The sequence below is a fragment of the Acinetobacter sp. UBA1496 genome, from assembly GCF_002324975.1.
Taxonomy (GTDB): Bacteria; Pseudomonadota; Gammaproteobacteria; order Pseudomonadales; family Moraxellaceae; genus Acinetobacter; species Acinetobacter variabilis.
Map to the genome: position 1 here is coordinate 76,975 of NZ_DCRI01000094.1, position 20,851 is coordinate 97,825.

The following is a 20,851-nucleotide window of genomic DNA, read 5'->3' on the forward strand; positions in this document are numbered from 1 at the left end:
CTGAAATAATTAATCGATTATTCCGTTTCGACTAAACGATGGCAGTTTAAAGCCAGGTTCTTTATGCATCCAGATATAGAATGCGCGACCTGTTAAGTTTTCTTCCGGAACAAAGCCCCAGAAACGACTGTCAGCACTTTGATCGCGATTATCCCCCATCGCAAAGTAATGGCCTTCTGGAACTTTCACTTCCCAATATAAACCATTTTCAGCTGAAAACTTACCATTTTCTATATAGTTAAGGAATGGAGCCTGACGAGCTACATTTACTCCTTCCAGTTCACGCATAGTGAAAGTATGTTCGCCAATGGTTTCTTTATGATAAATCGAATTTGGCGTATCCAGGCGATCTTTTTCACGGCTGAATTCTACTGGAACTTTTGCTACTTTCTCACCATTAATGGTTAACTGGCCATGATCATAAACAATATGATCACCTGGCAAACCAATTACACGTTTGATATAGCTAATCGTTGGTTGTGGCGGATAGCGGAAGACCACGACATCACCACGCTCCGGGCTACCTGTATCCAGAATTTTTGTATTAACAATTGGTAATTTCACACCATAGTCAAATTTATTGACCAGGATAAAATCACCGGTTTCCAGGGTTGGAACCATGGAGTCTGATGGAATATTGAAAGGTTCGTACAGGAAAGAACGCAATACTAAAACGACCGCCAAAACCGGCCAGAAATCATAAGCCCAGGTAATAATGAAGTTTTCATTGCCCTTACCTTTGGTCTGTCGTTGTTTCAGAACAAACTTATCCAGCAACCAGACCGCGACGAAAAATAAGGTCGCAGGAACAAGAATCAAATTAAAATCAAAATCCATGGGCTTATTATCCTTATAGTATTAGCGTTCGACTTTCAGTACAGCTAAGAACGCTTCTTGTGGAATTTCAACGCTACCCACCTGTTTCATACGTTTCTTACCTTCTTTCTGTTTTGCAAGAAGTTTCTTCTTACGTGATACGTCCCCACCATAACATTTTGCCAATACGTTTTTACGCATTGCTTTTACAGTAGAACGGGCAATAATTTGCGCACCAATAGCAGCCTGAATTGCCACATCAAACATCTGACGAGGAATCAGGTCTTTCATTTTTTCAACCAGTGCAATTCCACGATGACGTGCATCCTGACGATGGCAAATCATTGCTAAAGCATCGACTTTTTCACCATTGATCAGGACATCCACTTTCACCAGTGATGAACTTTCAAAACGCACAAAGTTGTAATCTAGTGACGCAAAACCACGTGAACAAGATTTCAATTTATCAAAGAAATCCATCACCACTTCGGCCATTGGAATTTCAAAAGTAACGGATACCTGATTCGCCATGAACTTCATGTCTTTCTGTACACCACGGCGCTCAATACATAGGGTCATGACATTACCCAGGTATTCCTGTGGCACGAGGATATGACACTCTGCAATTGGTTCACGCAGGTCTTCAACAGTTGAGCCATCTGGCATTTTTGACGGACTATCGATGTAAATGGTATTGCCATTTTTCATCACTGCTTCATAAATTACAGTTGGTGCTGAAGAGATCAAATCCAGATCGTATTCACGTTCTAGACGCTCCTGTACGATCTCCATGTGCAGCATACCTAAGAAGCCACAGCGGAAACCGAAGCCTAGAGCATCAGAACTTTCTGGTTCGAAGAACAGCGCAGAGTCATTGATTTGCAGTTTATGCAATGCTTCACGGAAAGGTTCAAAATCACTGGAATCGATTGGGAACAGGCCCGCATAGACCTGTGGTTTTACTTTTTTGAAACCAGGTAATGTTGGAACTTCTGGAGTAGTTGCCAGTGTAATGGTATCACCCACTGGTGCACCAAAAATGTCTTTAATACCGGCAATCACGAAACCAACTTCACCCGCTTCAAGGATATCGGTTTCAGTATGCTTCGGATTGAAAATACCGACTGAAGTGATGATATGTGTCTGACCCGTCGATTTCACCAGCATCTTGTCGCCTTTGCGAACACGCCCCTGTTTCACACGAACTAGAGATACCACGCCCAAGTAGTTATCGAACCATGAGTCAATAATCAACGCTTGCAGCGGTGCATCACGTTCACCTGTTGGTGCAGGAATGACATTCACCAGCGTTTCAAGTACACCTTCAATACCTAGGCCAGTTTTTGCTGAACAGGTCGGTGCTTCAGTCGCTTCAATCCCGATAATATCTTCAATTTCCTGAATTACACGTTCGGGTTCAGCCTGTGGCAAGTCAATCTTGTTCAGTACTGGTAAAACTTCCAGACCCTGCTCAATCGCGGTATAGCAGTTTGCTACAGACTGCGCTTCTACCCCTTGCGCTGCATCCACAACGAGAAGTGCACCTTCACAGGCCGCTAAAGAACGTGAAACTTCATAAGAGAAATCCACGTGTCCCGGGGTATCAATGAAGTTCAACTGATACTCTTGACCATTTGGATGGGTATAGTACAAGGTGACCGAAGCCGCTTTGATGGTAATCCCACGTTCGCGTTCAAGTTCCATAGAATCAAGAACTTGAGCCTGCATTTCACGATCCTGTAAACCACCACAAGTTTGAATAAAACGGTCTGCCAGAGTCGATTTACCGTGGTCAATATGCGCAATAATCGAGAAGTTACGAATGTTTTTAATATCAACAGATTTTTTAGCTTGCGCCATGGGCTACCTTGAGAAAAAAACGCGCCATGCAATTTAAAAAGTCATTGCATAACAAAAGCCGAATAGAAATTGCCGAGGATTATAGCAGAATGGAGATACAGAAAAAGAATTATCTTTCTTCTCTCTTAGCTGTCTTAAGCACATGACCAGTTTCTTCTTATTTTTCTTTTCCTCAGCTTTTTCTTAGAAACAGCTTGTTAAATGGGCTGTTTCCTATTTAGTAGCTGCCTTCTATTCGATCTCAATATCATCACCTTATTAGATTGATTCTTCTCTTATTGCCTTTGCTTCTTCACTCAAATATAAAGTAGAAAAATCATAAGGGTTAATACTGTCTGAGAGGGGCTGATAAGCTTGGGTAAAACTTGGCGACATACGCTTCGGGCGACCCGACGCAATTTCGATACAAGCCCACTGCGTGCTACCGGTAAATAGGACATTCTGATCCTGTGGACGATAAAAAGCATACTGTCTGAATGAATATAAGGCATTCAAATCACTTAACCAGGTTCGTAGAATCAGCTCATCCCCTTCAAATGCCGCCTTGCGATACTGGACATGATGTTCAACTGCAACCATGGCATGTTTAAGTTGCAGATACTCATTTAAACCGAGTCCTAATTGCTCGATATGGGCCGAGGCCACATCCTGCATCCACTGCACATAAATGACGTTATTCACATGTCCTAGACGATCAATATGTTCAGGATGTACCTTTAAAACTTGGTCAAAAATACCAGTCACTTTTCTCTTATCCTTTATCGCAATTTTTTCCATGTACAGAGTCTACAGAAATTATGGCTCGGGTAAATTGCGAAAAATAAAAAACCGCCTATACAAGCGGTCTTTTATTGAAGATTCATATATTTTATGAAATGCGCATCCCGACAATGGCACGTTGACCCTGACGAATCAGACCGACACGGGCAACACTACCTTTTTTCAGGTCTGCCACAGCTTCCACAAACTGGTTACTGTTCAATATCGCTTTACCATTGATTTGAGTCACAACATCATTTGGCATGATCCGTGCCTGAGCTGCGATCCCGTCTCTACGAACGTCCTGAATGACTACACCACCCTTAATCTCTAAACGCTCTTTTTCAGCCGGACTTAATTCACGAATAGTAACGCCTAATACCGGACCTTTATTTGGCTGAGCCTGGTTGCCTGCTTTGGCTGGCGTTTCATCTGGCGCAGTCGTGAGTGTTGCATTGATATTACGACGTTTATCATCACGTAATATTTCTAACTGGATCTGCTGTTTAGGCGCAGAACGGTTTAAATAGTTCAGCAACTGGCTAGTGCGTGAAATATCAGTACCATTGTATTTTAAAATCACATCACCGGCTTGCAGACCCGCTTTAGCCGCTGGCGAATTTGGTGCAACCTGGGTAATTAAAGAACCTTCTGGCTTAGATAATTTATAAGATTCAGCCAAAGTACGGTCGATATCTTGCAGGCTTACCCCCAGATAAGAACGAGTCACCTTACCATCACGTTTCAGCTGGTCAGCGACTTCCATAGCGACATCAATCGGAATCGAAAATGACAGCCCCATATAACCGCCAGTACCACTGAAGATTCGTGAGTTCACCCCAACCACTTCACCGCGCTGGTTAAATAGCGGTCCACCCGAGTTTCCCGGGTTGAGGGCAACGTCAGTTTGAATAAATGGTACGGCTGTTTCACCCATCATGTTACGCATCTTGGCACTGACAATGCCGGCAGAAGCGGAGTAGTCAAAACCAAAAGGTGAACCGATTGCTAATACGGGTTCACCTACACGTAATTTATCGACATCACCAGTACGCAGTTCCGGGAAACCTGAACCATTAACTTTCAATAAAGCGACGTCAGTACGCTCGTCGCTTCCCACGACTGTTGCATCAATTTCCCGACGATCATTCAAGGTAATTGTCACTTTAGACGCATCTTCAACTACGTGGTGGTTGGTCAGCAGATAGCCATCCTTACTAATGAAGAAGGCACTCCCATATCCGGTTTTTTCCTGCGGTACACGTGGCTGCGGAATAATCACTTGATTACCAAAGAAACGGCGTAAAATTTCAGGAACCTGTTGTTGCAAGAGCTCTTCTTCGCTCATTTTTTTGACAACACTCACACTGACAACTGCCGGACTGACCTGATCAACCAGGTTAGAAAAATCGACGGGTGTTACTGCCTGTAACTGAGCAGCACTCATAGTAACAGTCGCTGCAAATAATCCTTTTTTTAAATCCAGAATTTTCATATAAATTATTCACCCAAATTGTTGATAAATTTATGTAAATAGGTTTTATCACAAACTTCATATATTTTAAGTAAAAATATGTTCGAAAGCTTGAATGTTAGCAACCTTTAATTTTTCTAAAGCATTAAGTTAAAGCTTTTATTAATTTTTTTCATCAATAAATGAGCACTTAAACGCTTGCCTTTTGTACAAAAAAGCGCTCTGATTACCGGACTTTTTTCAATTAGCTGATGGACATGTCTAATTTTCCCCTTACCCATCATTTTGACGTGATCATTGTGGGCAGTGGTGGTGCCGGCCTAAGTTTAGCACTTTCTTTGCCTGAACATTTTAATATTGCAGTTCTTGCCAAATCTACCCTGACCGATGCCAGTACCTATTATGCTCAAGGCGGTGTTGCAGCCGTACTGGATGAGACAGACTCGATTGAACAGCATATTGATGACACCATGATTGCAGGTGTACATCTGTGTGAAATGGATGCTGTGAAGCAGACGGTGGAAGGTGGTAAGCCTTCGGTGGATTTTCTACTGAAACATGGCGTGCAATTTACTCTGGATGAGCAGGAACAATTACATTTGACCCGTGAAGGCGGCCATTCACAGCGCCGAATCATTCACGCAGCTGATGCGACTGGGCGTGCCATTTCTACCACGTTAGTACAGCGCGTTCAGGAAAAAGAAAATATTACCATCTTTGAAAATTACATTGCGATCGACCTGATCTGTTCACAAAAACTGGGCTTAGATGGTGAAAATCGCGCCTTAGGTTTATATGCACTCAATGAAGCAAGTGCACAAGTTCATACTTTCTTAGCACCATTTACTGCCCTGGCTTGTGGCGGTGCGATGAAAGCTTATCTTTATACTTCCAATCCGGATATCGCGACTGGTGATGGGATTGCGATGGCCTATCGTGCCGGTTGCCGGGTTGCCAATATGGAATTCAACCAGTTCCATCCGACCTGTTTATATCATCCACAAGCCCGTTCATTCCTGATCACAGAAGCCATGCGTGGTGAAGGCGCCTATTTACGCCTACCTGATGGTGAGCGTTTTATGCTGCGTTTTGATGAGCGTGCAGAGCTGGCACCACGTGATATTGTGGCACGCGCGATTGACTATGAGATTAAACGTCTGGGCATTCGTCATGTCTGGCTAGATATTACCCATAAAGATGAAAGCTTCATCAAAGAACACTTCCCAACCTTATATGCACGTCTGTTAGAACTTGGCATCGACATCACCAAGGAAATGATTCCTGTGGTTCCTGCTGCGCATTATACCTGTGGTGGTGTGGTCGTAGATGAAAACAGTCAGACCGATATTGCTGGACTCTATGCCATTGGTGAAACTTCTTATACTGGCTTACACGGCGCTAACCGTATGGCCAGTAACTCACTTTTAGAATGTTTTGTATATGGCATGAGTGCTGCCAAACAGATTCAGGAAAATTTCAGAACAGATCAAGCTATCCCTGAGGTACCAGAATGGGATGATTCTCAGGTGACCAATCCTGATGAAGATGTAGTTATTCTGCAAAACTGGGACGAGCTGCGTCAGACCATGTGGAACTATGTCGGTATTGTGCGTACCACTAAACGTCTGGAACGTGCCCTGCACCGAATTGAGATGTTGAAGAAAGAAATTACCGAGTACTATCAGGATTATCAGGTGAGCAAAAACTTGATTGAGCTACGTAATCTGGTGTTAGTTTCAGAGATGATCGTGCGTTGTGCCATGCAGCGTAAAGAGTCCCGTGGCCTGCATTTCACCCTGGATTATCCAGAATTGCTGCCTGAACTACGTAAAACTGTACTGATTCCACCAAGTTTTGAAGTAGAAACCCCTTTGGTGAATGCTTAAAAATATAAATAAGGCAGATAATATTTTTAAATGTTATCTGCCTTTTCTTTGGCTCTGATTTTTTAAGTTTTTAGAATAATCAGGATTTAAATAAAGCATATAATTTGTAAGAATTAATCAGCATTTTAAGGAATGCACGTGTTCTTTACGTGGTGGAACCGAATAGGTCGCTGTCACATGAGCAACCGGCTCTTCCTGATCAATCGAATAAATCCAGACTTCTCCCACAATGAGCGCCTTCCCCACTTTCATCAATTTACTTTCCCCTCGCAGATCAACACCACCCGAAGGTTTACGCAGAAAATTGATATTTAAGTTCGTAGTCACTGCCAGGCCAACCAGTCCAATCTCACCGAGGATCGCAATATATAAGGCCAGATCAGCTAAGGTCATCATGGTGGGGCCAGACACTGTGCCGCCGGGACGTAATTCCTGCTCACTCACTCGATACAGTAAGATTGCACCCTGAGGCACTACAGCTTCGATCTGGCACTTTTCCAGGCTCTGTGGAAATTCCTGCTGTAAAAACTGGATGATTTCTTCTCTTGTACTTTTCATCATGTTTTATCTTCCTGATTTCTTCCAATATAGAAGATTCTTCCTTGAAATAACTAGAGAAAAGTATGCCAAAAATATCTTTAGAATAAAATTATTTTAAATAAGACAGCGCCTGTTCAAACACCTGATCCGGTGTTTGAGTCGCATCCAGACGTTTAATCCGCTCTGGATGACGCTGGCATAGCGTGGCATATCCGGCGCGAACTTTCTCAAAGAAAGTAACTTTCTCTTGCTCAAACCGATCCAGCGCACCTCGGGCACGTGCGCGATTCATACCCAGTTCAATCGGTGCATCCAGCCAGAACGTAATATCCGGCATACGTTCCACGAAATTTTGATTCAACAGATTCAGCTTGTCTTCACTGAGTCCACGCCCTGCACATTGATAGGCAAAACTGGCATCACTGAAGCGATCACATAAGACAATTTTTCCAGCATTTAAAGCGGGTAGAATCACTTGTGTCAGATGCTGGGCACGTGCCGCATACATCAGCAATAACTCTGTATCATGGCACATCGCTTCTTCGTGGTTTACGGCCAACAATAGCGAACGAATCTGTTCTGCCATCGGTGTACCGCCCGGCTCGCGGGTCAGCACGACCTCTTTACCTTGAGCAATAAAATCATCATAGATACGACGAATGAGTGTGGTTTTCCCTACACCTTCAGTGCCTTCAAAGCTGATAAACATGCTCATTCCTTATTTTTTGAACGTAAAACAGAGAGATATTCTTGCACTGCTCTATTGTGGTCTTGCAGACTGCTGCTGAATTTATGCCCACCATTACCCGTTGCAACAAAATAAAGATTTTGTGAATTGTCCGGATGCATCGCTGCTTCAATGGCTTTCTTGCTTGGCAAGGCAATCGGTGTCGGTGGTAAGCCAGCCATGGTATAGGTGTTATAGGGTGTTGGAGTGCGTAGATCCTGACGGGTGATATTACCTTTGTAATTCTCACCCATACCATAAATCACGGTTGGATCTGTCTGTAGACGCATGCCTATTTTCAAACGGCGCACAAATACACCAGATACCTGTTGTAACTCGCTATCCAGACTGGTTTCTTTTTCAATGATCGATGCCATGATGAGCGCTTCATATTTATTCTGATATGGCAGATCTGAAGCACGTTTTTCCCAAGCCTGATCCAGAGACTTCATCTGGCGCTGATAAAGATCGGTCAGAATCTTGCGATCCGTTTCACCTTTGGCAAAGAAATAGGTATCTGGAGCAAATAGACCTTCAGGATGATTAAATGGAATATTGAGTTCTTTGAGCAATTGATCGGTTGGCAAATTCACCACTTCTTTAGTCACCAGATCATCTTTCTTTAAAGCATCAATCAGCTGTTTAAAGGTCGTGCCCTCAATCACCAGAATCCGGTTCATCTGAGCATTTTCTGCATTGGAAATCATGTCCAGCACTGCACGGATACTCATACCTTGAGGAATTTCATAAACACCTGCCTTCATGGTGTCATGAATCATGATGCGCTGATACAGCTTTAAAATAATCGGAAAGCTGACATGATTTTCTTTGGCCAGCCGATCAATAAATCCAGAATAGGTTTCACCGTTACTAATTGCCAGTAACTGTTTTTGACCTTCTACAGGATAATCTTTCCATAGGCTGGCTTTTAGGATCAGCCCTAGAACCAGGAGTATCCCGATTAGAAATAGAACTATCCCCTTCATGAAACCAGGGCGTTTGGCATTATTTTTCTTTTTGGTTTTAGACTTGGAAGCTGACATATTAATAAGGCATCTGATTCAATCGAAGACGGTTAAAAAGTTCAATACAAGCATCTACATTTAAAGCACGCTGCTCAAATTGAGTGGCAATTTTCATCGGACTGAGCGCATTACAGAAAAACAGGCTGTCGATATGGGGAATTTCATCCATTTCCACATCACGCCGCTGACAGATAATGCCTTGATCCTGCATACGTTGCAAAATTTCTGCACGCATCACACCGAAGACGCCATTATAACGAAGTTCTGGTGTAATCCATGTATTGTTTATACGAATGAAGCAATTACTGCTCACCCCTTCAACAATTGTACCCTGCACATCAGTTACCAGTGCTTCCGGCCAGCCATGCAGATCCGCTTCCTGTTTAAGCAAGACCTGTTCCAGACGGTTTAAGGTTTTCAACCCCACCAGATTCGGCATGCTGAGGCCAATGGCCTGTTGCAATACACCCGCCTGAATCTGCTCATAACTGAAGTCCTGTACAGTTTTCGGATAATAGAACATCCAAAGATCTGCCGGATGGTCTGGCAGGCTATAACCACGCTGTCCTATACCACGACTCAGTACAATCTTTAAGGTTCCGTTCAGTTCAGCTTCTGACCTCAATAACGCTTGCAAACTTTTTTCAATCAGGTCCAGATCAGCATGCAAACTTAATTTTTGCTGGCTCATCCTTAAACGGGCTAGATGACGGTCTGCTAACTCGATCCGGTTTCGACGGATGCGGGCGGTAGTAAAGCAGCCATCACCATAATGAAAGGCACGATCCAGCACATCTATATCTTTGACGAGTTGAGCATTTTTTAAATACAACATGCTTTTAAGGCCTCTCTGGTGACGGATAGAGCGATGAAATATAAGCTCTGTCTATATATCTGTTTTACTCACATAAAATTCATTTTTAATTATTTTTTATGCAAAAAATCTCCAGCTATTCTTGCCCCATCCAACAAAACAAAGAAACATTTGAGGCAAATATGAACATCCGTAAATTAAAAATTGGGGTATTGGCAGCACTTATTTCAGCAACCGCTTTTAGCGTATCTGCAAAAGACTTCCTGAACGTGTCCTATGATCCAACTCGCGAATTGTACGATAACTTTAATAAAGAATTCAGTGCTTACTGGAAAAAATCTACTGGTCAGGATGTTAACTTCAAACAGTCACATGGCGGTTCAGGTAAACAGGCACGTGCTGTCATTGATGGTCTAGATGCGGACGTCGTGACTTTGGCCCTAGCTGCAGATATTGATGAGATTGCAGCACGCGGCCTGCTACCTAAAGACTGGCAGAAAAAATTCCCGCAAAACTCGACACCTTATACCTCAACCATCGTTTTCCTGGTGAAAAAAGGTAATCCTAAAGGCATTAAAGACTGGGGCGATCTGGTGAAACCGGGCGTAGAAATCATTACGCCAAATCCGAAAACTTCTGGTAGCGCGCGCTGGAACTACCTGGCCGCTTGGGCATGGGCGAAACACCAACCGGGTGGTAATGATGCCAAAGCACAAGAATTCGTTCGTCAAATCTACAAACAGACTAAAGTTCTGGACTCAGGTGCACGTGGTTCAACCACAACATTTGCGGAACGCGGGATCGGTGACGTGTTACTGGCTTGGGAAAATGAAGCGCACCTAGCGATTCGTGAGCAACCAGGCAAGTTTGAAATCATCACCCCTTCTCTGTCGATTCTGGCTGAGCCACCAGTGGCAATCGTTGAAAAGAATGCCAAAAAAGATGGTAATGAAAATCTGGCTAAAGCGTATCTGAATTACCTGTACTCACCTGCGGGTCAAACGGTTGCTGCGAAGAATTTCTATCGCCCACGTAATGCGGCAGTATTAAAACAATACAGCAATGTCTTTAAATCGCTGAAGCTGGTGACTATTGATAAAGAGTTTGGTGGCTGGGACAAGGTACAGAAAAAACACTTTGCCAATGGCGGTATCTTTGACCAGATCGTAAAGGCAAATAGCACAAAATCGTAATAATAAATGTCTATGCAATGGCCTTATTGAATAAGGCCATTGTTGTTTCAAATACTTATAAACTCTTTTATCTTATATTTTCATATAAAATTCATTTTTAATTATTTTTTATGCATAAAGAATAGGTTTATTCTTCACTCATGTTACAAAACGTGTAAGAGTTTGAGGTTCACATGAGCATTTCAACAAAACTAAAACTAGGGGTTCTGGCTGCTGTTATTTCAGCAACTTCGTTTTCTGCTGCAGCGCGCGACTTTCTGAATGTCTCTTATGATCCGACGCGTGAACTCTATGAAGACGTCAATAAAGAATTTGGTAAATACTGGAAAAGCCGTACTGGCCAAAGCATTAACTTCAAACAGTCACATGGTGGTTCAGGTAAACAGGCGCGTGCCGTGATTGATGGTCTGGATGCCGATGTCGTAACTTTGGCATTAGCCGCTGATATTGATGTACTGGTCGAAAAAGCCAAACTGTTACCTGCAGACTGGCAGAAAAAATTACCACAAAACTCAACACCCTATACTTCTACTATTGTATTCCTGGTACGTAAAGGCAATCCAAAGGGCATCAAGGATTGGGGTGATTTGGTAAAACCGGGTGTAGCGATTATCACACCAAATCCTAAAACCTCAGGCGGTGCACGCTGGAACTATTTAGCAGCTTGGGCATATGCAAAACACTTACCGGGCGGTAACGACAAAACTGCACAAGAATTTGTTCGTAAAATCTATAAACAAACCAAAGTACTTGATTCAGGTGCGCGTGGTTCAACCACCACTTTTGCTGAACGTGGCATCGGTGACGTATTACTGGCTTGGGAAAATGAAGCACATTTAGCCCTTCGTGAACAACCGGGCAAGTTTGAAATTGTGACTCCTTCCCTGTCAATTCTAGCTGAGCCACCCGTGGCGATTGTTGAAAAGAATGCCAATAAAAAAGGCAACAAATACCTGGCACAAGGTTATTTAAACTTCCTGTACTCACCATTGGGGCAGGAAATCTCAGCACGTAACTTCTATCGCCCACGTAATGAAAAAGTGCTAGCGAAATACAGCCAAGTCTTTAAGCCATTAAAACTGGTGACTATTGATCAGGAGTTTGGTGGCTGGGATAAAGTACAGAAAACCCACTTTGAAAATGGTGGTGTTTTTGACCAGATCGTTAAAGCTAACAGCGCAAAAAAATAATTTAAACTGATTTCATACAGGAGCATCGACATGACTCATACGCTTATTGTTCCCGGTGTAGGTGGCAGTGAATACAATCACTGGCAAACCTGCCTGCAACACCGGCTCATGCGTTGCTCCCGTGTGCAGCAAAAGGACTGGAATCATCCGGTACTGGATGTATGGGTCACAGAATTTGTTAAAACTCTGCAAGCCATTCCAGATGATGTACAGATTGTGGCACATAGCTTTGGCTGTTTGACCAGCGTGGCATCACTGGCCCAGCATCCTGAACTGAATACTAAAGTCAAAAATCTGGTTCTGGTTGCACCTGCCAATCCGGCACGTTTTGGGGAAAATGGTTTTGCCCGTGATAGCCAGACGGATTACAGCGCCTATTTCCAGCAGCTCAAGATTCAGGCTCCAACGACTTTGCTGATCAGTGAAAATGATCCATGGCTAAGTTTTGAAGATGCCCAGGTTCTGGCAAAAGCCTGGAAAATCAAACCGATTAATCTGGGAGCTGTAGGCCATGTCAATGTTGCTTCCGGTTTTGGTCCTTTCCCTGAAATTGAACAATATTTGATTTCAGAAAAGGCTATGCACCATATCAGCAAAGTTGATGAGAGCAAGTATTATTTTAAATTTGCATTTTAGTCCCTGCAAATTATGCTTGTGCCGATTCTATTTTCTAATTTTCGCTGATTAACTTTAACCAGCATTCTCTCTTTTGAGGAGTAATCATGTCGCAGCGATCCCGAGTGCTGCCAGGATTTGGTCTTTCTCTAGGCTTTACCCTAGCGTATTTGTCATTAATCGTTCTGATCCCGTTATCTGCCGTTTTTATTAAATCACTCGGCATTGGCTGGGAAGGCTTATGGGAAATCCTGAGCTCTGAACGTATCTTGAAATCATTACAGTTAAGCTTTAGTTCAGCCATTATCGCTGCTTTGATTAATGTAGTTTTTGGCCTGTTACTGGCATGGTGTCTGGTGCGTTATAGCTTTCCGGGTAAACGCATTGTCGATGCACTGGTCGATCTGCCTTTTGCCCTACCAACTGCAGTTGCCGGTATTGCTCTGACTTCTTTATATGCACCGACTGGTTGGATTGGTCAGTATTTAGATCCAATTGGCATCAAGGTGGCTTATACCCCGATCGGTATTACCCTGGCTTTGATCTTTATCGGTATTCCTTTTGTGGTCCGTACGGTACAGCCAGTTCTTTCTGATTTAGAAACTGAACTGGAAGAAGCGGCTTCTGCACTCGGTGCAAACCGTTTTCAGATTGTCACCAAAGTCATTTTCCCGATTCTGCTGCCAGCACTGATCACAGGTTTTGCTTTGGCCTTTGCACGTGGTGTCGGTGAATATGGCTCGGTCATTTTCATTGCCGGTAACCAGCCCTTTGAAACTGAAATTGCGCCATTAATGATTATTTCCCGTCTGGAAGAATATGACTATGCAGGTGCGACCACAATTGCTGTAGTGATGCTGCTCATTTCCTTTGTGATGCTCTTCCTGATTAACTTATTGCAAGCTTGGGCAAGCCGCCGTACCGGGAGAACTGCACGATGAGTTTAAATACCAACAGCAATGCGCTGGCTGAAAAATTGCAATCCCGCGATGCGACTCGTGAGCCGACCTGGGTACGTTATACCCTGATTGCGATTGCACTGATCTTCTTTTTAAGCTGCCTGATTCTGCCTTTGGTTCTGGTCTTTGTTGAAGCATTTAAACAAGGGGTGGGCGTATATACGCAAGCCCTTGTTCATCCAGATACTTTATCTGCGGTGAAACTGACTTTACTAACGGCTGTGATCGCGGTACCAATGAATGTAATATTCGGCGTAGCTGCAGCCTGGTCAGTAGCGAAGTTTAACTTCCCGGGTAAATCAATTTTGACCACCATTATCGATATGCCTTTCTCGGTATCACCTGTTATTGCAGGTTTGATGCTCGTACTGATTTTCGGTACTCAAGGCTGGATGGGTGGCTGGTTGATGGATAATGACATTAAGATCCTTTACGCCGTTCCTGCGATTGTTCTAGCAACGATCTTTATTACTGTACCTTTTGTAGCACGTGAGCTGATCCCTTTAATGGAAGCGCAAGGTACTGAAGAAGAAGAAGCTGCTATTGTACTCGGTGCATCTGGCTGGCAAACCTTCTGGAAAGTGACCCTGCCAAATATCAAATGGGGTCTGATTTACGGCGTAATTCTGTGTAATGCCCGCGCCATGGGTGAGTTCGGTGCAGTATCAGTGGTTTCTGGCCATATTCGTGGTGAAACCAATACTTTGCCGCTACACGTCGAAATTCTATATAACGAATATACCTTTAGTGCTGCGTTTGCCGTGTCATCGCTCCTGGCTCTCCTCGCAATTGTGACTCTGGTTCTGAAAACCTGGGTCGAACTGCGCCAGGAAAAACAAGACAAACGTAATGACGATTCAACAGTTTCTTAAGGAATGCCCACATGAGTATTCAAGTTAAAAATATTGAAAAACACTTTGGTGCATTCCATGCACTGAAAAACATTTCCCTAGATTTCCCGGATGGTCAGTTGGTTGCCCTTCTCGGTCCTTCAGGCTGTGGTAAAACGACTCTACTGCGTATCATTGCTGGTCTGGAATCTGCTGACGGTGGTCAGGTGATTCTGGAAGGACAGGATGCAACCAATGTTCATGTCCGTGAACGTGAAGTGGGTTTTGTATTCCAGCACTATGCCCTGTTCCGTCATATGACCGTATTCGATAACGTGGCTTTTGGTCTACGTGTACGCCCACGTTCAACCCGTCCATCAGAAGCAGAAATTAAAAAACGTGTGACCCGTTTGCTTGATCTAGTACAACTTGGCTTCCTGGCAGACCGTTATCCGGCTCAGCTTTCTGGTGGTCAGCGTCAACGTATTGCACTTGCGCGTGCACTAGCCGTTGAGCCACGTGTACTATTACTGGATGAACCATTCGGCGCACTAGATGCCAAAGTCCGTAAAGAACTGCGCCGCTGGTTACGTACCCTGCATGATGAACTGCACATTACTTCAATTTTTGTCACTCACGACCAGGAAGAAGCCTTAGAAGTTGCAGATCAGATCGTGGTGATGAACAAAGGCAATGTAGAACAGATCGGTTCACCACGTGAAGTGTATGAAACACCGAAAACACCATTCGTGTTTGACTTCCTGGGACAAGCTAACCGTTTCGAAGGCCAGAATAATGGCGGCATACTTCAGCTAGGTGAAGATCGTATCCAGTTCGATGCCGCCAAACAGGCAGCTCAGGGTAATGTCATTGTATTCGCTCGCCCGGATGAACTGCGTATTCATGCACAACCACAAGAGAATGCGATTCAGGCCACGTTTATTCGTGAACTCTGGATTGCAGGAAAAGTCGTTGCGGAACTGAATGACCGCCAAGGTAATCTGATTGAAATTTCACTTACACCAGAAGAAGCCCGCGCTCATCAATTCCGTCCGGATCAAACTGTTTGGTTGAGTGCATTAAATCTGCATTTATTTGAAAACCAGGTCGCGTAAGACTGCAAGATGGGGCTTTTAAATGCCCCATCCTCTTATAGGGTAAAGAATTATGAATTTCCAACAATTAAGAATTATTCGAGAAACTGTTAGACAGAATTTTAACTTAACTGAAGCTTCAGCCGCGCTTTATACTTCGCAGTCAGGGGTCAGTAAGCATATTAAAGATTTAGAAGATGAGCTTGGTGTACAGCTATTTATCCGTAAAGGTAAACGCCTTTTAGGACTGACTGAACCAGGTCAGGCACTTCTTGGCATTGTAGAGCGTATGCTGGTTGATGCAGACAATATCAAACGTCTTGCAGATGATTTTAACAAGGTCGATGAAGGTACATTAACGATTGCAACAACACATACCCAGGCACGTTATGTATTACCGCCAATCGTGAACCAATTTAAAAAAGAATTTCCGAAAGTTCATCTAATTTTGCAACAAGCCAGTCCAATGGAAATCACTGAAATGCTTCTTCAGGGTGAAGCAGATATCGGGATTGCGACTGAAGCCTTAACGACTGAAGAAAATCTGGCGAGTGTGCCTTATTATAACTGGCAGCACAGTATTATTACGCCGCAAAATCACCCGCTGAATAGCAAAGAACAGGTTCGTATTGAAGACCTCGCTGGCTATCCGATTATTACTTATCACGGTGGTTTTACAGGCCGTTCTAAAATCGACTCAGCCTTTGAAGAAGCCGGTGTGGATGTGGATATTGTAATGTCAGCTCTGGACGCCGATGTTATTAAAACTTATGTCGAGCTCAACATGGGTGTCGGTATTGTCAATGATCTGGCTTATGATCCAGAACGTGACTATCGTCTGAAACAGATTAAAACCGATATTTTTGGGGTAAATACTACCTGGATTGCAGTACGTAAAGGCCACTTATTACGTGGTTATGGTTATGAGTTTATTTCTTTATGCTCACCAGATGCAGATATCAAGGCACTGAAAAAAGTCGCTTATCCAGATGAATAATATGGATTGTACTATCTAAATTGAAGAGGCCTATCGCCTCTTTTTTCAATTTTACCAGTAGATTATTTCATTAAAAATCAAGCATAATCACAGTATAATTCAATAAATAAATTATATTAATGATGAGCTAAAAATTTTCCCTCTTGGGATGTGGACTGATTTTTTCCGGGACAAGTTTTGCTGCCGCTTTTGAGCAATCTAACCAAAGCATCCAATCGTTTTTTGAAAAAAATAATTATGCTGAAGTTTCACTGGCTTGGGTTCGCCCTGATATCAGCGGTCAGGTACAACATACCGAAGAGCTGCAACAATTAGGCATCACGGATTTTTCAACAGGAAATCTTGTCCATAACCAATTGATCTCTAATGTCGCATTAAAATTCCAGTTGAATCCTCAAGTGTCGTGGGAACTGATTTACGATCAGCCTTATTCTATAGATATCGCTTATCATTATGATCCTGCTTTTGCAGGTGCAACACTTCCAATTGAGGCTGCTACCATTCAGTTTGAGAGCCATAATTTGACCTCATTAATTGGCTTTCAACCAAACGATAACTGGAATTTTTATACAGGGCTAAGTTATCAAAGCTTAGAAGGAAATTTATATTTATCCGGACAGACATTTTATATATTCAATGGTTATCGGGCCACATTTGAACGAGATGCCGCTCGGGGCTGGCTTGCTGGAATCAGTTATCAGATTCAAGAATATTTTTTTAGAACCGCACTGACCTATCGCTCTGCAATTACTCATCACAATAAAACCACTGAGTCGATTATTGTAGGTACGAATCCAGCACCTTATACAGAAATTCAAACTCCACAGTCTGTGAACTTGGATTTTCAGACAGCTTTAACTGATCGAAATGCGCTCTATGGCACGCTGCGTTGGTCAAACTGGCAAAATTTCGTGATCCAGCCGCCTAAATTTGGCGCTGTAATTGACTATGCGGCCTTACAGTTTCCGGAAGTAAAACCATTCAGGATGATTGATTATCGTGAGGATCAATGGTCTGGAAAAATCGGACTTGCTTATCAATGGCCATCTTTTGGCATAAATTCTATCGAACTCTTATGGGATTCTGGTACAGGAAATCCGGCTTCAACCCTGAATCCGAGTGATGGTTATTGGGGCATCGGACTAGGTCATCTTTATAAGATTCAAGAAACCTGGGATATTGCTACAGGACTATATTATTTAAAGTTTCAAAAACCTGAAATTTCCTTATCCGAACCTATTACGCCGCAGATCGCAGGTTTATCCGCAGTTTCTGATAACAGTGCTTGGATCCTAGGTTTGAAACTGGGTTATCACTTTTAAAATTGTTCTAACAACAAAAAACGGGCCGAAGCCCGTTTTTTGTATTAAGTAAAATATTAGAAGCGGAAGCTTACACCCAGTTTTGCGACTGGAAGCCATTCGTATTTATTATCTTCACGAATTTCACGCTCTTCATCTCTTACAGCTTGTTCAAATTCACCTTGACGCGCTTCTACAGTTCCTTCACTTACTAAATTAACGCGTGGGTTACCATTATAGTATGCACCCAACTCGCCAAATACACCCCAACGGTTAGTAATTGCTGGAGAGAAACCAATACCTACATACGGAGCAATATTATTTTTGTAGGATAATTGACCATTAAGTCGTACCCCATCTGCACCAGCTGTAAAATCTTTGCCATTTACTGTAAAACCACGCTCTGGATCTACTCGACGATCGATATCATAATCATTATCGATATATGCTACACCGGCTGCCATATAGAACCAGTTCGCCCAAGGACGAATCTCAGCATTTAAATAAGTCAGGTTATTGTCCATATCTAAGTCATATTTAGAACCGTTGATTGATAAATCATCTGACCATGAAATATCACCACCGTTATAACCTAGAGTAACACCTACATAAGGGTTAGCATTCCAAGAGATCGCGCCACCGTAACCGGTAGTACCGACTTCAGCACGAACAGCTGCAGGTTTAAAGAAAGAGAATTCAGCTACGCCTTCATCTGTTACAATTGTTTCATCAGCAGCCATAACAGATCCAGCTGTGGCAGCTAGAACGGATACTGCTAAAAGTTGATATAAAGCTTTCATTATTTCTCTCCTCAAAAGAACTTTTTTTTCATCATTAGTTATTCGTGATGAGCTCAATATAAAGGAGCCAATGAATATTTTTTATTTGTGTTTTGCTAGGCTTTTGTTATTTTTTGATACATATTAATTTTTCTTGTTGAATGATAAGCCTTTTTTAAACAATGTTTGTACATATCTAAAATACGAAAAGGATACTAATCACTTTACTTGCGAATTTAATTCAGCACCCCTCCTAGTTTTCCATCTTTTTAGAGCAATATAGTGTAAAATATCGGAAATTTTTTTCTGGAAGGAAGATCATGTCTCAGCTTTCAACAATCATTGAACAAGCGTTTGAAGACCGTGCGAATTTCACAGCAGCAGACTGTCCTGCTGAAATCCGTCAAGCAGTTGAGGAAGTAATTGCTGGCCTGGACAATGGTACTTTACGTGTTGCTGAAAAAATCGAAGGTGAATGGGTTGTTCATCAATGGATTAAGAAAGCGGTATTGTTATCATTTAAATTAAACGATAACAAACCAATGGAAGCTTGTGATCTTCGCTTCTACGACAAAGTAGATACTAAATTCTCTGACTGGACTGACGAGCAATTTAAAGCTGCTGGCGTACGTGTTGTTCCTCCGGCGGTAGCGCGTAAAGGTTCTTTCCAAGCGAAAAACGTGGTACTGATGCCTTCTTATGTGAACATCGGTGCTTATGTAGATGAAGGTACAATGGTCGATACTTGGGCAACTGTAGGTTCATGTGCTCAAATCGGTAAAAATGTTCACTTGTCTGGTGGTGTAGGGATCGGTGGTGTTCTTGAACCGCTTCAAGCTAACCCAACAATTATTGAAGACAACTGTTTCATTGGTGCACGTTCTGAAATCGTTGAAGGCGTAATCGTTGAAGAAGGTTCTGTAATTTCAATGGGCGTATTCATTGGTCAATCTACCAAGATTTATGACCGTGAAACTGGCGAAATCCATTATGGCCGTGTACCTGCTGGTTCTGTTGTAGTATCAGGCAGCCTGCCATCTAAATGCGGTAAATACAGCTTATATGCAGCTGTAATCGTGAAAAAAGTAGATGCGAAAACTCGTGCTAAAACTAGCCTGAACGATCTGCTACGCGAAGACTAAGATGTCTTAACTTAGAGGAAACATTTGTGTTCCTCGGAGCTTCAACCGCTCCTCGTCTCTACGGTCAGCAATGATCGTAGGGATTTTTATTTTTATACATTGTTATTTATTTTTCAGTGGTTAATGTTGTTATGAATACGCTTCGATCTTCCGCAATTCCAGTTTCTGATCCGTCTGCGGGCTTACGCATTACGGAGATCTTCTATTCATTACAAGGTGAAGCCAATACTGCAGGTTTACCAACCGTATTTATCCGCTTAACCGGATGTCCACTGCGCTGTACCTATTGTGATACTACGTATTCTTTTGAAGGTGGTGAGCGCAAATCTTTAGATGACATCATCCAGACCACGCTTGATTTTAAAACGCCTTATGTCTGTGTGACCGGTGGTGAACCATTGGCTCAACCGAACGCCCTGCCTCTGATGCAACGACTTGCAGATTTAGGCTGTGAAGTCTCTTTAGAAACCAGCGGTGCGTTAGATGTTTCTAAAGTGGATGCACGGGTATCCAAAGTTCTGGATTTAAAAACACCAACTTCAGGTGAAGTTGCACGAAATTTGCTTACAAATCTGGACCATTTAACTCAGCATGACCAGATTAAGTTTGTGATCTGTAATCGTGAAGATTATGAATGGTCAAAACAGCAGGTAGAACAGTACCAGTTGAATGAAAAAGTCAGTACGGTCTGGTTCTCCCCTGCCTTTGCAGTTGAAAAAGGAGCTGCGCGCTTGCCACAATTGGCACGTGATCTGGCTCAATGGATTTTAGAAGACCATCTCCCTGTTCGTTTCCAGCTGCAGCTGCACAAGTTGTTATGGAATGATGAAACTGGTCGTTAATTTTTGTA

At 42.9% G+C, this 20,851-nt stretch carries 20 protein-coding genes; 11 read left to right on the forward strand and 9 right to left on the reverse strand.

Annotation, left to right across the window (positions count from 1 at the left end; translation table 11 throughout):
• Positions 1 to 9: 9 nt before the first annotated feature.
• From lepB to B3143_RS11450, 4 genes are all read right to left on the reverse strand, one after another.
• Entirely contained in the window at positions 10 to 837 is an 828-nt protein-coding gene (gene lepB / locus B3143_RS11435) for a signal peptidase I (RefSeq protein WP_004784518.1), read from the reverse strand.
• 21 nt (positions 838 to 858) lie between these two features.
• Positions 859 to 2,676 (reverse strand): translation elongation factor 4, encoded by a 1,818-nt coding sequence (gene lepA, locus B3143_RS11440; protein ID WP_004784519.1) that lies wholly within the window; start codon positions 2,674 to 2,676, stop codon positions 859 to 861.
• A 258-nt stretch (positions 2,677 to 2,934) separates the two neighbouring features.
• Positions 2,935 to 3,420: an acyl-CoA thioesterase gene (locus B3143_RS11445; RefSeq protein ID WP_004784520.1), complete on the reverse strand. Its 486-nt coding sequence runs from the start codon at positions 3,418 to 3,420 to the stop codon at positions 2,935 to 2,937.
• A gap of 124 nt (positions 3,421 to 3,544) precedes the next feature.
• Positions 3,545 to 4,930 (reverse strand): Do family serine endopeptidase, encoded by a 1,386-nt coding sequence (locus B3143_RS11450; protein ID WP_004784522.1) that lies wholly within the window; start codon positions 4,928 to 4,930, stop codon positions 3,545 to 3,547.
• A 236-nt stretch (positions 4,931 to 5,166) separates the two neighbouring features.
• On the opposite strand from B3143_RS11450, the gene nadB reads away from it, so the two are divergent.
• The gene (nadB, locus tag B3143_RS11455) at positions 5,167 to 6,795 is read left to right on the forward strand and encodes an L-aspartate oxidase (protein ID WP_005236669.1); all 1,629 of its coding nucleotides are present in this window, start codon (positions 5,167 to 5,169) and stop codon (positions 6,793 to 6,795) included.
• Between the two features lie 117 nt (positions 6,796 to 6,912).
• On the opposite strand, the gene B3143_RS11460 is transcribed toward nadB, so the two are convergent.
• The 4 genes from B3143_RS11460 to pabC form a co-directional block, all read right to left on the reverse strand.
• Positions 6,913 to 7,353, reverse strand: coding sequence for a PaaI family thioesterase (locus B3143_RS11460; RefSeq protein WP_171064820.1), 441 nt, complete (start codon positions 7,351 to 7,353; stop codon positions 6,913 to 6,915).
• A gap of 91 nt (positions 7,354 to 7,444) precedes the next feature.
• Positions 7,445 to 8,044 (reverse strand): dTMP kinase, encoded by a 600-nt coding sequence (gene tmk, locus B3143_RS11465; RefSeq protein ID WP_004784527.1) that lies wholly within the window; start codon positions 8,042 to 8,044, stop codon positions 7,445 to 7,447.
• A gap of 2 nt (positions 8,045 to 8,046) precedes the next feature.
• Entirely contained in the window at positions 8,047 to 9,105 is a 1,059-nt protein-coding gene (gene mltG / locus B3143_RS11470; protein WP_005236670.1) for an endolytic transglycosylase MltG, read from the reverse strand.
• Between the two features lies 1 nt (position 9,106).
• The gene (pabC, locus tag B3143_RS11475) at positions 9,107 to 9,922 is read right to left on the reverse strand and encodes an aminodeoxychorismate lyase (RefSeq protein ID WP_005236671.1); all 816 of its coding nucleotides are present in this window, start codon (positions 9,920 to 9,922) and stop codon (positions 9,107 to 9,109) included.
• 161 nt (positions 9,923 to 10,083) lie between these two features.
• Here pabC and B3143_RS11480 point away from each other — a divergent pair, with 161 nt between their 5' ends.
• The 8 genes from B3143_RS11480 to B3143_RS11515 all read left to right on the forward strand — a co-directional run bounded on the left by B3143_RS11480 (position 10,084) and on the right by B3143_RS11515 (position 18,101).
• Positions 10,084 to 11,094, forward strand: coding sequence for a sulfate ABC transporter substrate-binding protein (locus tag B3143_RS11480; protein WP_005236673.1), 1,011 nt, complete (start codon positions 10,084 to 10,086; stop codon positions 11,092 to 11,094).
• Between the two features lie 173 nt (positions 11,095 to 11,267).
• Complete coding sequence (locus tag B3143_RS11485; RefSeq protein WP_005236675.1) at positions 11,268 to 12,284, forward strand: sulfate ABC transporter substrate-binding protein; 1,017 nt, start codon at positions 11,268 to 11,270, stop codon at positions 12,282 to 12,284.
• A gap of 30 nt (positions 12,285 to 12,314) precedes the next feature.
• Positions 12,315 to 12,920: an RBBP9/YdeN family alpha/beta hydrolase gene (locus B3143_RS11490; protein WP_286716068.1), complete on the forward strand. Its 606-nt coding sequence runs from the start codon at positions 12,315 to 12,317 to the stop codon at positions 12,918 to 12,920.
• A gap of 86 nt (positions 12,921 to 13,006) precedes the next feature.
• Positions 13,007 to 13,840 carry a sulfate ABC transporter permease subunit CysT gene (gene cysT / locus B3143_RS11495; protein WP_004784537.1) on the forward strand — a complete coding sequence of 278 codons (834 nt, stop codon included), beginning with the start codon at positions 13,007 to 13,009 and terminating at the stop codon, positions 13,838 to 13,840.
• The gene (gene cysW / locus B3143_RS11500) at positions 13,837 to 14,730 is read left to right on the forward strand and encodes a sulfate ABC transporter permease subunit CysW (RefSeq protein WP_004784540.1); all 894 of its coding nucleotides are present in this window, start codon (positions 13,837 to 13,839) and stop codon (positions 14,728 to 14,730) included. The genes cysT and cysW overlap by 4 nt, the downstream gene beginning before the upstream one ends.
• 11 nt (positions 14,731 to 14,741) lie before the next feature.
• Positions 14,742 to 15,803 (forward strand): sulfate/molybdate ABC transporter ATP-binding protein, encoded by a 1,062-nt coding sequence (locus tag B3143_RS11505; protein WP_004784543.1) that lies wholly within the window; start codon positions 14,742 to 14,744, stop codon positions 15,801 to 15,803.
• A gap of 52 nt (positions 15,804 to 15,855) precedes the next feature.
• A complete protein-coding gene (locus B3143_RS11510) occupies positions 15,856 to 16,779 on the forward strand; it encodes a CysB family HTH-type transcriptional regulator (RefSeq protein ID WP_004784546.1) in 924 nt (307 codons plus the stop codon).
• A 143-nt stretch (positions 16,780 to 16,922) separates the two neighbouring features.
• Positions 16,923 to 18,101: an OmpP1/FadL family transporter gene (locus tag B3143_RS11515; RefSeq protein WP_004784547.1), complete on the forward strand. Its 1,179-nt coding sequence runs from the start codon at positions 16,923 to 16,925 to the stop codon at positions 18,099 to 18,101.
• Positions 18,102 to 18,157: 56 nt separating this feature from the next.
• On the opposite strand, the gene carO is transcribed toward B3143_RS11515, so the two are convergent.
• Positions 18,158 to 18,880 carry an ornithine uptake porin CarO gene (carO, locus tag B3143_RS11520; RefSeq protein WP_004784551.1) on the reverse strand — a complete coding sequence of 241 codons (723 nt, stop codon included), beginning with the start codon at positions 18,878 to 18,880 and terminating at the stop codon, positions 18,158 to 18,160.
• Between the two features lie 299 nt (positions 18,881 to 19,179).
• Here carO and dapD point away from each other — a divergent pair, with 299 nt between their 5' ends.
• Positions 19,180 to 20,001: a 2,3,4,5-tetrahydropyridine-2,6-dicarboxylate N-succinyltransferase gene (gene dapD / locus B3143_RS11525; RefSeq protein WP_004784553.1), complete on the forward strand. Its 822-nt coding sequence runs from the start codon at positions 19,180 to 19,182 to the stop codon at positions 19,999 to 20,001.
• Between the two features lie 131 nt (positions 20,002 to 20,132).
• The gene (queE, locus tag B3143_RS11530) at positions 20,133 to 20,843 is read left to right on the forward strand and encodes a 7-carboxy-7-deazaguanine synthase QueE (RefSeq protein WP_005236680.1); all 711 of its coding nucleotides are present in this window, start codon (positions 20,133 to 20,135) and stop codon (positions 20,841 to 20,843) included.
• The last annotated feature ends 8 nt before the right edge of the window (positions 20,844 to 20,851 follow it).